This window comes from Alteromonas sp. KUL106 (genome assembly GCF_009811415.1).
Lineage (GTDB): Bacteria > Pseudomonadota > Gammaproteobacteria > Enterobacterales > Alteromonadaceae > Alteromonas.
Genome location: NZ_BLIG01000058.1, coordinates 60,730 through 75,154, shown reverse-complemented (window position 1 = coordinate 75,154; position 14,425 = coordinate 60,730). Strand labels below are relative to the sequence as shown.

Annotated in this window: 13 protein-coding genes; 3 read left to right on the top strand and 10 right to left on the bottom strand. The window is 44.2% G+C overall.

The window, feature by feature from the left end; all coding sequences use genetic code 11:
• Positions 1-217: 217 nt before the first annotated feature.
• From GVO63_RS19005 to cysK, 3 genes are all read right to left on the bottom strand, one after another.
• A complete protein-coding gene (locus tag GVO63_RS19005; RefSeq protein ID WP_120963643.1) occupies positions 218-535 on the bottom strand; it encodes a hypothetical protein in 318 nt (105 codons plus the stop codon).
• Between the two features lie 222 nt (positions 536-757).
• Complete coding sequence (locus tag GVO63_RS19000; RefSeq protein WP_159509672.1) at positions 758-1,216, bottom strand: hypothetical protein; 459 nt, start codon at positions 1,214-1,216, stop codon at positions 758-760.
• Positions 1,217-1,621: 405 nt separating this feature from the next.
• Positions 1,622-2,587: a cysteine synthase A gene (gene cysK, locus GVO63_RS18995; protein ID WP_136781725.1), complete on the bottom strand. Its 966-nt coding sequence runs from the start codon at positions 2,585-2,587 to the stop codon at positions 1,622-1,624.
• A gap of 271 nt (positions 2,588-2,858) precedes the next feature.
• Between cysK and GVO63_RS18990 the strand changes: the two genes are divergently transcribed.
• The 3 genes from GVO63_RS18990 to GVO63_RS18980 all read left to right on the top strand — a co-directional run bounded on the left by GVO63_RS18990 (position 2,859) and on the right by GVO63_RS18980 (position 5,958).
• Positions 2,859-3,695, top strand: a complete 837-nt coding sequence (locus GVO63_RS18990) for a MoxR family ATPase (RefSeq protein ID WP_039220753.1) — start codon at positions 2,859-2,861, stop codon at positions 3,693-3,695.
• Positions 3,695-4,876, top strand: a complete 1,182-nt coding sequence (locus tag GVO63_RS18985; protein WP_159581976.1) for a VWA domain-containing protein — start codon at positions 3,695-3,697, stop codon at positions 4,874-4,876. The genes GVO63_RS18990 and GVO63_RS18985 overlap by 1 nt, the downstream gene beginning before the upstream one ends.
• 263 nt (positions 4,877-5,139) lie before the next feature.
• Positions 5,140-5,958: an NTP transferase domain-containing protein gene (locus tag GVO63_RS18980; RefSeq protein ID WP_236552213.1), complete on the top strand. Its 819-nt coding sequence runs from the start codon at positions 5,140-5,142 to the stop codon at positions 5,956-5,958.
• Positions 5,959-5,985: 27 nt separating this feature from the next.
• Here GVO63_RS18980 and GVO63_RS18975 read toward each other — a convergent pair whose 3' ends face one another.
• The 7 genes from GVO63_RS18975 to GVO63_RS18945 form a co-directional block, all read right to left on the bottom strand.
• Positions 5,986-7,359, bottom strand: coding sequence for an MATE family efflux transporter (locus GVO63_RS18975; RefSeq protein WP_159509432.1), 1,374 nt, complete (start codon positions 7,357-7,359; stop codon positions 5,986-5,988).
• A 131-nt stretch (positions 7,360-7,490) separates the two neighbouring features.
• Positions 7,491-8,711 (bottom strand): gephyrin-like molybdotransferase Glp, encoded by a 1,221-nt coding sequence (gene glp, locus GVO63_RS18970; protein WP_159581972.1) that lies wholly within the window; start codon positions 8,709-8,711, stop codon positions 7,491-7,493.
• A 251-nt stretch (positions 8,712-8,962) separates the two neighbouring features.
• Positions 8,963-9,652, bottom strand: a complete 690-nt coding sequence (locus GVO63_RS18965) for a phosphoglycolate phosphatase (RefSeq protein ID WP_159581970.1) — start codon at positions 9,650-9,652, stop codon at positions 8,963-8,965.
• A 79-nt stretch (positions 9,653-9,731) separates the two neighbouring features.
• Positions 9,732-11,486, bottom strand: a complete 1,755-nt coding sequence (locus GVO63_RS18960) for a sugar phosphorylase (protein WP_159581967.1) — start codon at positions 11,484-11,486, stop codon at positions 9,732-9,734.
• A gap of 5 nt (positions 11,487-11,491) precedes the next feature.
• The gene (locus tag GVO63_RS18955) at positions 11,492-12,715 is read right to left on the bottom strand and encodes a glycosyl transferase (protein ID WP_159489625.1); all 1,224 of its coding nucleotides are present in this window, start codon (positions 12,713-12,715) and stop codon (positions 11,492-11,494) included.
• A gap of 12 nt (positions 12,716-12,727) precedes the next feature.
• A complete protein-coding gene (locus GVO63_RS18950; RefSeq protein ID WP_159489627.1) occupies positions 12,728-13,537 on the bottom strand; it encodes a mannosyl-3-phosphoglycerate phosphatase in 810 nt (269 codons plus the stop codon).
• A complete protein-coding gene (locus GVO63_RS18945; RefSeq protein ID WP_159581965.1) occupies positions 13,534-14,406 on the bottom strand; it encodes a kinase in 873 nt (290 codons plus the stop codon). The genes GVO63_RS18950 and GVO63_RS18945 overlap by 4 nt, the downstream gene beginning before the upstream one ends.
• Positions 14,407-14,425 lie beyond the last annotated feature (19 nt).

Genomic DNA, 14,425 nt, shown 5'->3' with positions numbered 1-14,425 from the left:
GAGAAAAAACAACTGAAATGCTAGGTATCGAGGAAGAGTTCCTAAGGCTATGACTAGTTTATTCTGCATTGTGAATGTCCACATCCTTCAAGCTACATAACACCCAAATAAGGGGCACAAACATGGCGGTTAAAATCGGAGCGAAGCGACACAACCGCCATGTTTGTGTCCCAGCGAGCCTGCGAGCGACTTAATTTTTTTGTTATGTGCTCCATGCCTAATAAGAGCACTGCTCTATTAGCTGCGCCAAGAAATCTTTTGATAATTGAAACGAATTACGCGTAAATTGTCCGTGACTCTCGGCAGTTCCCTGGCCATCTATTGTCAAATCATAACTTAAGACTGAGCTTCCCTGAATTTCAGTTCTGACACTTAAACTATAGTCAGTACTATTCTGGAAGTTTCCAAACCTTTTATTGAAACAAGCAGCATTAACCTCAGTATCTAAAGTCTTGCCGTAGCCAACCTTTTTAATAGAGTTAACTTCGCAACCAGCCATGAGGAATAAACTAAAAACTACGAATAAATACTTCATATTTTAAGGCACATAACAATTTAGTGTACGGAAAAAATCCTTTATGCAAGGTGGAAAATGTCCGTATATCACTTTGAGTTTGTTTCAAGTTACCACCTTAAAACAAACAGTTAAATAAAAAAGAATCACTCTTGAGCTGGAAAGCTGGAAAAAATCCTTTTTATTTTTCGTATACTAAAATTATTGATTAACTGTATATAAAAACAGTTATTGTTCTGGGTGTCATAAATAAGCGTCTGGGTGAATCTTGTTGACCTTCCATTCACCGTCTTCTTTGATTAGGTCTAGGCTGCGCAAATCTTCCACCTTATCGCCGTTATAGTTGCCACTAAGAAAAACGGTAACGGTTGATTTCTCAGAAAATTCACTTCTGCCAACCTGTCCAGCGCTTTGAGGGGTAACGGTAACCGTGTCATATTTCAAGTTAAGGAGGTGCCTCTGTACGTTGCTGTTCGTATGGTACCGAGTTAAAATTCTCGACATTTTTTCACTTGAAAGGCGAATGGCTCTGTCTAAGTTGTCGTCTTCGTAAACACTTTTCAGGAACATCACGGTTGTGTATTCAGGAGTGCTTTCATCAAGCATTCCGTATCGCCCAATACCTTCTTCTTTTTCACCACAAGCGGATAAAATAAACACTGTAAAAAGCCCGAACAGGGCGCACCACATACGCGTCTTCATTTGGATAACCTTGTCTTTAAAAGATCTGTTTCTTATTGATAGTTTTATATACCATTGAAGTCAATGTTCTCACCGCTTCAAGAACGTATACCAGTCCGCATAGGTAATTCCCTAATCGCGAGAATTAAAATGTTCGTAATCGCGGCGTGTTACCGCCGGTATAGCGTTTCTTCATCAAGGCGACACAATAAAAAGTACGGACACTTTAAACTTGCCAGCGTCTTCTGAATGGGCAAACAACTATGCGGATTGATGTTACATGTTGATTATTCATAATATTAAGTTGAAAAGCAAAGTGATAAAGCAGGCGGTGTAATCAGCAAACAAGCGTAAAGGTGGGATAAAACACTGGGCATAAAAAAGCGAGGCATTAAGCCTCGCTTATTCAATGTCAATAAAATCAGCTTATTGAACTTCTTCTTGTTCGTCGAATGCACCGGCGAACAGTGGGCTACTTAGGTAACGCTCTGTACCACTCGCTAGAAGTACTACAACCACTTTATCTTTATTTTCTGGACGTTCAGCAAAACGCTTAGCGGCAACAACGGCGGCACCAGAAGAAATACCGGCAAGAATACCTTCGTCGGTCATTAGCTTACGCGCCATTTCCATACATTCTTCGTTGGTAACTTGCTCAACTTCATCAATCAGATCTAAATCTAGGTTACCTGGAATGAAGCCTGCGCCAATACCCTGAATTTTGTGTGGACCAGGAGTGAGTTCTTCACCCGCAAGCGCTTGTGTTATTACTGGTGAGTCTGTTGGTTCAACAGCAATAGAGGTGATTGCTTTACCTTTCGTGTTTTTTAGGTAGCGACTTACACCAGTGATTGTACCACCCGTACCTACACCAGCTACGAATGCGTCGACTTTACCGTCGGTATCTTCCCAAATTTCAGGGCCCGTCGTTTTTTCGTGAATGGCTGGGTTAGCCGGGTTGTCGAATTGTTGAAGCAATACGTATTTGTCTGGGTCTGATGCCACAATTTCTTGTGCAGCAGCAACGGCGCCTTTCATGCCCTTAGGCGCCTCAGTAAGAACAAGGTTTGCGCCTAGTGCTTTTAGAAGCTTACGACGCTCAAGGCTCATGCTGCTAGGCATGGTTAGCGTTAATTTGTAGCCGCGAGACGCTGCAACAAACGCTAAAGCGATACCTGTGTTACCACTGGTCGGCTCTACAATTTCTTTACCTTCAGTAAGGACACCGCGCTTTTCAGCATCCCAAATCATATTCGCACCAATACGGCATTTAACGCTGAAGCTTGGGTTACGCGATTCAATTTTTGCGTATACATTACCCGATGTTACGCGATTTAGCTTAACTAGTGGCGTGCGGCCAATAGATAGGGAATTGTCGTCAAATACGTTCATTATAAATCCTTACCTCGTTCCTGATTTTATAGGAAACCCCGTCTGTCGTGATCTGTACGACCTTTCTAATAGTTAATTATTCAACGCATGTGATAGTTATTAATTCACAGCCTGAATTAGGGGATTTCGTCATACCCCTATATCATTGGTCCCAATCAGTAAAATGCAAAGTGCTTTTTAGCTATATGTTATATCTATGGGCAATCATGAGAAGGCCTTGATATTATAGTTAAAATTACGAAGACGAAAAATTATACGGAGTACAACAATAATGGCTTTTAGTGGCACGTCTAATTATATCGCAACCAAAGACCTACAACTGGCGGTTAATGCCGCTATTACGCTAGAGCGCCCGCTTCTAATTAAGGGCGAGCCGGGCACAGGTAAAACCATGCTTGCTGAAGAATTGGCCGAGAGTTTAGGTACTGAACTAATCCAGTGGCACATTAAATCAACCACAAAAGCGCAACAGGGTTTGTATGAATACGACGCAGTATCACGTCTTCGCGACTCTCAACTTGGTGATGACCGTGTCCACGATATCAGCAACTACATCGTAAAAGGAAAGTTGTGGGAAGCCTTTAGCGCAGAAAAGCGTCCTGTGCTGTTAATCGATGAAATAGACAAAGCCGACATAGAGTTTCCTAACGATTTACTACTAGAGCTCGATAAAATGGAGTTCTTCGTATACGAAACACAGGAACGTGTAGTAGCAAAACAGCGTCCTATTGTTATTATTACATCGAACAACGAAAAAGAGCTGCCAGACGCTTTCTTGCGCCGTTGTTTCTTCCACTACATACAGTTTCCGAACCCAGAGGAAATGCAAGAAATCGTCAATGTGCATTTCCCGGATCTAAAGAAAAAGCTTCTTGATGAAGCGTTGAAAGCCTTTTTTGAAATTCGCGATGTACCCGGTCTAAAGAAAAAGCCATCTACGTCGGAACTCATCGATTGGCTTAAGCTTTTGGTGGCAGAAGATATCCCACCCGAAGCGCTGCATTCGAAAGATGGAAAAGCGGCTATACCTCCGCTGTACGGCGCTCTGCTCAAAAATGAGCAAGACATTCACTTGTTTGAAAAACTGGTCTTTATGGCGCGTCGCTAATGCTTATTCAGTTTTTTTATACACTGCGAAAATATCAGGTTAAAACCACGCTGCGCGAGTTACTTGATTTGCTGGGCGCGCTTGAAAAGCACGTGGTGTATGCCGATATTGAGGCATTTTATAGTTTGTCACGAACCATCATGGTGAAAGACGAGACTCAATACGATAAGTTTGACAGGGCGTTTGCCGAGTATTTTAAGGGCGTTGAGTCTATCGATTTGTTCGGCAAAGATATCCCTGAAGAATGGCTCCGCAAAGAAATAGAGAAAAACTTAAGTCCTGAAGAGCGTGAGGCGCTGCGCAAAGCGGGTGGTCTTGACGAACTGATGAAAACCTTAAAGAAACGCTTAGAAGAACAGGAAAAGCGTCATCAAGGTGGCAATAAATGGGTGGGTACCGGTGGAACCTCGCCTTTTGGTGCTTACGGTGATAACCCTGAAGGCGTGCGAATAGGGCAAAAAGGCAATAGAAAGTTTTCGGCAGTAAAAGTGTGGGATAAACGAGAGTTTAAAAACCTAAGCTCTGATGTTGAGTTGGGTACGCGTAACATTAAAGTGGCGCTTAGAAAGCTGCGAAAATTTGCTCGCACCGGTGCCAGCGAACAGCTAGATGTACCAACAACCATAGGTGAAACGGCGAAAAAAGGTGGGTTGCTTGATATTCACATGGCGCCAGAACGTCACAATGCGGTAAAGGTGCTCATGTTCTTTGATGTTGGGGGCTCTATGGACCCTCACGTTAAAAGCACACAAGAGCTTTTTTCTGCGGTGCAAAGTGAGTTCAAGTATCTTGAGTATTTTTACTTTCATAACTGTGTTTATGAAGATGTGTGGAAGGACAACCATCGTCGCAATAAAGAGCGTATTCCCATCTGGGATATTATTCACCGCTATGGAAAAGACTATAAAGTGATTTTTGTGGGTGACGCTACCATGGGACCGTACGAAATTACCTATCCAGGTGGGAGTGTTGAGCATTGGAACGAAGAGCCGGGCAGCGTATGGATGCAGCGTTTGTTAAACCATTTCAACAATGCGGTTTGGCTTAACCCTCAGCCAGAGAATTATTGGCCTTATTATTCATCTATTAAAATTATTCGCGAAATTATGGAAGACAGAATGTATGGGCTCACCCTTGAAGGCTTAACTTCAGCCATCAAAGGTTTGAGTCGAAGCCGTTAGGGTTATCTTGTTTTCGTGAACACGTTGCAGTAGGCAGTGGCTCGAAATAAGTCAATGAACGTCATAGTTTATTGCAACGCTTGCTATACAGACGTTCAAGCTTGCTTTTCGGGTGTCTATTGGTGTGAGGTTGGCGCTATCTGTCTGGCACAATACACGCTATGCAATAAAGAGCGTCCTTTTTGGGCGCTTTTGCATTTCAAATCGAGTCATTATGGGTGGCTTCAGATAATGTGAACGTGGATGGAGCGTGAGTTTTGGATGTGAAAAATTATGATTTGGCGTTTGTATTACTTGCTGGCGGCCAAAGCGCCCGTTATGGAGGCAATAAGCTTTTATCTGAGCACCCCATATCAAAGCTACCTTTGATTGAGCACAGTCTGCGTGTGCTGTTAGACGCGAAAGCTTCGCACTCTGTAGCGCTTATCAATAGCGCTGTAACTAAAACAACTAATCAAGAACGATTAGCGAAGCAGAGTAGGGTTACTGTAGTAGCCGGTAAGTGGCATGGAAGTATAGATAGTCATTTACGCGGTTTGCCGGTAAACGTAGTGCACAATACGCTTTGGGAGGAAGGAATTGCGTCAAGCATTCGGGCAGGTTTAAAACATGTTCTATCCACACCTACGTTACCACCGTTTTCATTCACTTGTGCACCAGAAGATGACTTAGAAAGCGACGAAAGAAGCGACACGAAAAACGAAGAAAGCGCGGGCGATACTAAACCACCCAGTCATGTTCTGGTTTCCCTGGCCGACTTAGCATGTTTAACCGAGCAAGATATTGCAAATCTTATTCATGCGTCGCAAGCTAACCCTGAAAATATCGTCTGTTGCGAATGGCAAAACAATAAGGAAAGAGGTCAAGGTGGGCATGATTCGCACCCACGTCTAACCGTGCCAGCCATATTTCCAAACGCTATGTTTACAGAGCTCCTATCACTTAAAGGAGACGTAGGCGCTAAACCTGTTATTAGTGAATATCTAAAAAAGGGGAGGGTAACTACCGTGCCCACGCCTAATGCACAATTTGATATCGATTCTCCTCAAGATTGGGTAACGGTAGCCTTGTCTCAGCACTAAAATCGTGTAAAACGATAGAAATACAAACTAGAGAGCATGTAATCGCGCAGCATTGCTTGGCCGCTGAATATATAGCAAGCGGGCTCCTAACATAACTGCCGCTGCGCTAAGCCCTACGATGAAGCCAATCCAAAAGCCCGCCGCCGCCATGGGCTCTGCAGTAACCCAGTTCGTTCTTCCCAAAATAACACCCGTAGGCAAACCTATTAACCAGTATGAGATAAACGTGATGATAAACATGGCCGTGGTATCTTTATATCCCCGCAATGCGTTGGCTGAAATAACCTGAACAGCATCGGATAGCTGGAATAGGGCGGCGTAAATAAGCAAGGCATTAGCTAAGGTATAAACAGCCGCGTCACTGGTATACAGACCTATGATGAACCCCTTTGCCACAAGGGTAAATGTGGCGGTACACGCCGCTGTACAAAAACCTATGAGAATAGCAGCGCGAGCGGCAATTTGAGCTTGGCGCAGGTTGTTTTGACCTATTCGATACCCTATGCGAATAGCCGCAGCCATGCCCATACTCATTGGAAACATGAACATAAGCGCAGAAAAGTTTAGCGCAACTTGGTGTGCGGCCACCGTTGTCGCCCCAAAGGGCGCAAGCAATAGTGCCACTACTGAGAATAACGTCACCTCAAATAAAATGGTCATAGCGATAGGTAGTCCCATTTTAAACGTTCGACTTATCGTTACCATATTGGGTTTATAGCGTTGCCCAAATAAGTCGTACATTTTTAATGCTGGGGCGAAGCGTACGTATATTATCGTAGCAAGAAGCATTGTATAGATGACAATGGCCGTCGCTACGCCGCAACCCGCACCTCCCATGGCAGGAATTGGCCCCACGCCGTAAATGAAAAGATAGTTACCTATCACGTTTGCCATAAGTCCAATTACGGTAATGGTCATGGTTGGCTTTGTTTTACCCAAGCCTTCGCAGTAGTTCCTAAGCCATTGATAAAGAGCAAAGCCTGGCATGGCGAATAGCACATACAGTACATAATCTACGGTAATGTTGAACAGTTCTGGCGCCATGGGAAAGAGCGCAACGATATCTTCGGTAAACGGGATTAACCCGGCAATCACTAAGCCCACAAAGAAAACCAAGTAGCCCGCCTGCTGACTGGCATCTGCAATACCATTTAGGTTCTTGTTGCCTTGTAAACGAGAAATAATGGGCGGAAGCGCCAGTGCGATCCCCTGAATAAAACAGAGTAACGGTACGGTTATACTAAAACCTAGCGCTACGGCTGCCATATCTGTCGCGCTATAACGCCCAGCCATGATGGTGTCGCTAACACCCATAAGCATTTGAGTAATCTGGGCGACTAACAGTGGCCACGCGAGTTTTAAAATGTCTCTACCTTCTAGAAGAAAGCGTTTTTTAATCACGACAATGCGTCTCTTAAGTATTCGCCAAAATACGAACGGTGGCTCGTTTGGCCTGTTAACATTTTTAGCTATCAGCCAAAAGCGTAGGAAAGTACGTAGTGTAAATTAACGCTGATACGATATGGTTTTTTCTAAGCATGCAGAGGCATAACTTGAACCGTATCACCAATGTTTAATTCACTGACATCTTCGGGTACTATCATTAAGCAATTCGCAGCGGTAATAGAAGTCATTACCCCGGAACTTTGAGATTTGAAGGGGGTTACCTCCCATTCTCCTCGCGCATTTTTGACCATGGTTGCGCGCTGAAAATCTCTGCGGCCAGCGCGGCGCTTAAGTGGAGCCATAATAGTCGCGTTGACGGACAATGGAGCATGGTATTCTGACTGCCCCTGCATTTTTTTAATAATAGGCACGACCAGTAATTTAGCCGTGACAAAAGAAGATACTGGGTTGCCCGGAAGGCCACAAAACAGGGTGTTGTGTATTTTACCTAGCGCAAATGGCTTGCCTGGCTTTACCGCTATTTTCCAAAAATCGATGGCGCCTAATTCAGCAATAATATCTTTCACGTAATCAGCGTCGCCCACGGATACCCCTCCGCTGCTTACCATCACATCCACACGGTCACTTGCGTCGATAAACAGTTTTCGTAAAGACACTTCATCGTCTTCTACAATGCCAAAATCTATGAGTTCAACGTTTTCGTTTTGTAAGATGCTGCATATACCTACGCGGTTTGACTCATAAATTTGTGTGTCTGCACGTGTTGAACCTGGACTGGCTAGCTCTGAACCGGTGGCCACTACACCAACGCGAAGTTTTCTGAAAACCTCTACTGTATCTTTACCTTGTGACGACAATAACATGAGGTGTTCAGCATGCATTCGTGTGCCTTTTTGCAATAGTGTGTCACCACAGGCGATATCATTCGCTTTCTTGCGAATGTTTTCGTGTGGCAAAGGGCTTTTATTTATGATGATCTGGCCGTCGCATTCCGATGTGTTTTCTACCATCACCACGGCGTTTGCATTATCGGGAACCGGTGCCCCCGTCATTATTTTAAATGCTTTGCCCTTTTGAAGGGGAGTGTCTGCGCGCATACCGGCGGTTATAACTCCCTGTAGTTCCAGTTTGGTCGATCCTGTTTCTTCCAGTGCTTCAGTGTTTACAGCGTAACCGTCCATTGCCGAATTGTCCCATGGTGGTACATCCACATTGGCAACAATGTCTTGCGCCAAAATACGGTTATTCGCGTCAAAAATGCTTACTTGTTCAATATCGCTAACAGCACTTGCGGCATTTAACGCTTGAGTGAGCGCTTCTTCTAGCGAAAGCCATTTCGATGACATACCAATAACTCCATGAAAATATTCAACACGCGGATATTACAGAAAAAACCCATGATACCAAAGTGTAATACCCATCCGCATAGATAATTGCTCACTCAGAAGGCGCTGGCAAGTTTCCTAGCAAAGCGTGGGAATGCAGGAATGGCTGTTCCTTTCAAATTCCCAGAATGAAGCGAGGAAGCTTAACAAACCTTCCCGTAGGGCCAGTTTAAAATGTTCGCGAATAAGCTGACATTAGATAGAAGGTAATACTACGTAAGTTTTTGGCGCAAGCTCAAAACATCGAGTATGCGGCCAATATCATCCATTACCCAGTCAGGGTGAAAACTTGAGATGTCTTGCCCATAATTATAGCCATAAGTAAGCCCAATACTTTTCATTTTAGCGGCCTTGGCGGCGAGAATATCATTTTTAGAATCGCCCACCATTACACATTGAGAGGGCGACACGTTAAACGCGTTGCAAATGTATAAAAGCGGTAGGGGAGATGGTTTTTTTTCTTCAAGTGAATCGCCACCAATACACAGGTCGAATAAGGCATCCAGATTAAACCCTTCAAGGATAGTGGGAATAAACGCCTTGGGCTTGTTAGTTACCAGTGCTAATTTAAACCCGTTTTGCTTAAGTGCGCGCAAAGTATGGATAACATTCGGGTAGAGCTCAGAGGCGTGACAGGCGTAATTTGTATAGTGACGAAGGAAGATCTCAAGCGCATCGTTAATTTCGCTTTCGGGTATTGTAGTATCGACCTTATGGCTACCAGATAGCCCGCGATGCACCAGTGCCCGCGCGCCATTACCTACCCAATTTCTGATTTCAGATAACGTGAACGGTGATTGACGTAGTTCTGCTAGCGTCAGGTTTAGCGATGTCGCTAAATCAGGCACCGAGTCTACCAGTGTGCCGTCTAGGTCAAATAAAAAAGTGTTAATATCGCGCATTGCAAATGTGCTTTTGGAGTGAGGCGTCAAGTTTAACACCGCAGCATCCTTACCGCGGTATGAAATTTACGCTGTTAGTTTATTCAAAATCTTGGTTACTTATCCAAAGCACTTGGTAGGGCTTCATTTGTAAAAAGCCGCTAGAGAGCGCTATTTCATCACGAGTGATAAGATCTATCCAATTGTCTGTTCCAATCAAATTAATGTCGGATAACAAAATGGTTTGTTCCTCGTCGCTGATATTGCTGATACAGAAAATACTTTGCTTTCGGTCTAAGCTTTGACGCCAGTAACCAAAGATTTGATTACCCAACTGAAGCGTAAACTGGGTAGCGTTGGGGTGAAACGCTGGCTGCGCTTTACGTATGCGAATCAACTGTGAAATGCGCGTCAGAACCTTGTGATGTTGAGAGAACGGAGAGTCTAGCAACGCCTCTAGTTCATTGAAGTCCCAGCGCTTTCTGTTGATGGAGCGATTTTGCCCGGTGTTTGCAACTTTCTCATAATCGTTTGACGTCCCGAGCAAGCTATGAATATAAATACCGGGGATCCCCTCCATACCAAGCATAATTGCATGGGCGCAAATAAAACGGTCTACTTGATATTTATCTGGGCCTTTAATCGTACCTTGAAGCGCATCAAAGAGGGTTATGTTGATCTCATAAGGCTTTTGTTGACCGTGCTCAGATGCGCGCCACGATACTTTTCCGCCGAAGTGCTGCATGGCATGAACCAAATCGGATATTTCTTCATCGCTCAGCAGTCCTTCCGCAGGGCGAAGACCAATTCCGTCATGTGACGCGATAAAGTTAAAGTATGCCGTACCATTTTGGGCTGGGGGCATACTCATCATCCAGCTTTTAAGATAGGTGCAGTCTCCGCTCACCAAGGTGTTAACAAGCAAAGGAGGCAAAGAAAAATTATAAATAGCATGGGCTTCGTTTGCATTGCCGAAGTAAGTGAGGTTCTCTCGATTAGGAATGTTTGTTTCGGTAATAATGATTATTGAAGGGTCAACATGCTCAATAAGTGTCCTTATTAAACGAATAACTTCGTGGGTTTGAAACAGATTGATACAATTCGTGCCCACAATCTTCCATAAAAAAGCCACGGCATCTAAACGGAAAATTTTTGCGCCTTTATCGATATAAAGCTTAATAATATCAATAAACGCCAAAAGGACTTTTGGGTTTCTAAAGTCAAAATCTACCTGATCGTGACTGAAAGTGCACCATACATGCTTCGTTCCGTCTGCCGTTTCCGTTTCACGTAACAAAGGCGAAACACGTGGGCGGGTTACCATAGACAGATCATCAGCAGGGTCCGCCGTGAAAAAGAAGTCAGAGCCAGGCCCTTCACCTTTTATGAAATTATCGAACCAGACACTTCGCGCTGAGCAGTGATTTATCACTAAGTCAGTCATTAAACCGTAGTCTTTAGCGATGGCTTCAATATCTTCCCATGAACCCAATGCTTCATTGACAGTTGAGTAGTCGATAACCGAAAACCCGTCATCCGAGCTGTACGGAAAGAAAGGAAGAATATGCACATTATTGATTGTGTTCTTACAATAACGATGCAAAAACTTATTTAGCGTGACAAGGGGACGCTCATCCACATCAATAATGCTATCGCCATAAGTAATCATGACAATATCTTCTTCATCCCAGTAGTTGTGATGTGATTGAGGTGACGCAATGTCAGTTTGCTGTTGAATACCTATTGTATTTAATAGCTGAGTGGCTAGCGTCTCATAAGAAACATCTAGCTCAACATCGGCATAAATACTCTCTAAATGGTGCTTTACTTTGTCATGGAGATGCTCCCATGCCATATTATTTACTCCATATATTCTGCAGTGTCAGCTTCAACCGCTTCTAATAATCGCTCTAAAATATCAGGTACTGCGCTGGTTACGCGATTCCAACTTGGGATAAACGGCGTCTCCATAGGGTTTTCCAAGAAGTTTTGACCCGCTTTCATAATGTTGCTTGCAAACATCTCGACCGCTTTTTCTTCGCTGTGGATGTCTAGGCTCAAACCGTTCATTACCGCATCATTGTGATAGGTTTCTATAAAGTCTAGCGCAATTCGGAAATAGGTGGCTTTAATCGAGCGGAACATTTCATTGCTAAATGTATAGCCCTGGGTTGCCAGCTTTCTGAATATGGCTTTGGTAATGTCGATAGACATTTTAGATAAACCGCCTTGATCGTTATTTAGCGACAAGTCTTGATGCTTGTGGTCGTAAATATCGCAAATATCGGCTTGGCACAGTCTATTGTGCGAATAATTTCGGTGCATCTCTGATAACACACCAATTTCTAATCCCCAATCACTAGGAATGCGAATATCATTCAGCACGTCGCGTCTGAAAGAAAACTCTCCGGCGAGTGGGTAGCGGAAGCTATCCATGAATTCTAAATACTCATTATCGCCCATGATACGCTTCAACGCGCGAAGCAAAGGAGTAACAAGAAGGCGAGAAACGCGGCCGTTAATTTTACCGTTCGCCACCCGCGCGTAATACCCTTTACAAAACTCGTAGTTAAACATGGGGTTAGCAACAGGATAGATAAGCTTAGCGAGTAAATCTTTGTTGTAAGTAACGATATCACAATCGTGTAGTGCAACAGATTCTGCGCGGTTAGACGCGAGTACGTAACCCATGCAATACCACACATTGCGGCCTTTTCCCAACTCCTTGGGCGCTAAGCCCTGCGCTTGAAGTTCTTCGTCCAACGCTTTCAGGCGAGGCCCATCATTCCAGAGTATGCGGTGATGTTGAGGCAGCTTGCCGAAAAACTTAAGGGCGTGTTTGTACTGTTCTTCATTCGCCCGGTCTAGCCCGATAACAATCTCTGACAAATAAGGCACGTTTGTCAATTCATTAACGATATGGGGGAGGGCGTCGCCTTCTAGCTCGGAGAATAGTGAGGGAAGAATTAGCGCCATGGGGCGCTTCTGAGAAAACTGTAGTAGTTCGGTTTCCAGCTCTTCGGTAGGACGACGAGCCAAGTTATGTAAAGTAGTAACCACACCGTTTTGATAAAAATCAGCCATGTGTCCTCCTGATCATAGGGATAATAATTGAGTAAGCATTTCGTTCCAGCCTTCAGGGCCAGTTAGGGTGCTGGTGTATACCTCTTCTTTTTCTACGTCAGGTGGAGGATTTACCGGTGATAAAATGCGAATTGGAACGTGCGCAGCCTCTAGCATTGCAACGTCATTTTTGCCGTCGCCAAGAGCGACAGTTTTCACTTTAGTGATATATTGCTTTTGATATTCATTGGCTAGCCACTTAAGTGCTTGACCTTTGTCGCAGTTGCCAGAAATGTGAATGAAGCGTCCACCTTCTAGAGGAAAAGCTCCACGGTCTTTGACAACCTTTAAGAAACGTTGCTTTTCATCTTCGCTTCCCAACCATAAGACGGGTTCGCCAAACTGGCGCTTTGCGGCAAGCGATGCTGAAAGCTCATCTAAACCCGTGCAATCTTGTATTTCTTGAATCGACATTTTAGAAAATTGTTTGTACTTACCGTCAAACTCACTTCCTATTTTCTCTAGTAATTTAATCCAATAGTTTTTATTCGATATAAATGCTTTACACCAATAGCCATCTATCCAAATAGTACCTGTTGGTTTTTGCTTGAAGAAGCCGTGTGGAATAAATACAGCCGCGCCATTTTCTATAATGAATGGGCCATCTAAGCCAATTCTTTCACGCAATGGCTGCAGCTCTGCAAACGTTTTGCTGGTAGTTGGGATAACGGGGATCTGTTTAGTATCTAATGCCGTTAAAGCCGGTTTCGCCGCCTCAAAAGAGTAGGTATGGTGGTCCAACAGCGTGCCGTCCATATCGGTGAAAACAAGCGTTTTCGTCATTCGTTTACGTCCTGTTCAGTTATTGTTCTTGCTCTATCAAGATAGAACACTGTGTCGCACTTTTCAGGTAAGTGCCGTAACGCGTGCTCTGTAATACGCTGGTAGTGTTGCACAAAGTTTGCCACTTCTTCATCAGACATGATGCCACCTCTATCATCCAACGCTTTGCTGGCAAGTTTATGCTCCTGCTCCAAACGCCATTGATAAACACAATCAAAGCTAGGTGCTTTAAGCATGATGCGATAGTCAATTTTATCGAACAACGTTTGATAATCACCCGCAAGCGAGGTATTCACAAAAGACCGCCAAATTGCGAGAGGGTCTTCCGCCTCTTCTAACTGATTAATGGGTTTTTTAAGTTCGACAGACGGCTGTGGTGTAGCGCCCACACACCATCCTTCTAGTATGATGAAGTCGGGTGCCTCATCTATTACAGGCCACTGCTCCCGAGGGAATGGATTATCGGTAGCTTTGTTAAAGCGAGGCAGTAATGTACGCGCGCCCTTATTTAAACTACGAAATACAGATAGCGCCATGGCAACGTCGTGTGTACCGGGCACGCCGCGCGTTGATAAAAGCGGATGTACTTTTATAGCCAGCGCATTGCGTTGTGATTGGTCGTAATAAAAGTCATCGATAGACAGGGATACCACGCGTTTCCCATGCACTGAAGAAAGATAGGCTTCAATGAAGCTGGTAAGCGTAGATTTCCCTGACCCTTGGCTGCCATTTATGCCCACGACGAAAGGTTTTTGCGCACCATCTTGGTGCTTAATTAAGCGATCACATAATGGGGTGAACCACTTTTGTGCAATCTCTGCATAACTACTTGGCAATTGATGTGTAGTTAAAAAGCCCTGTATGTCCATATTGTTACCTCAATCAATG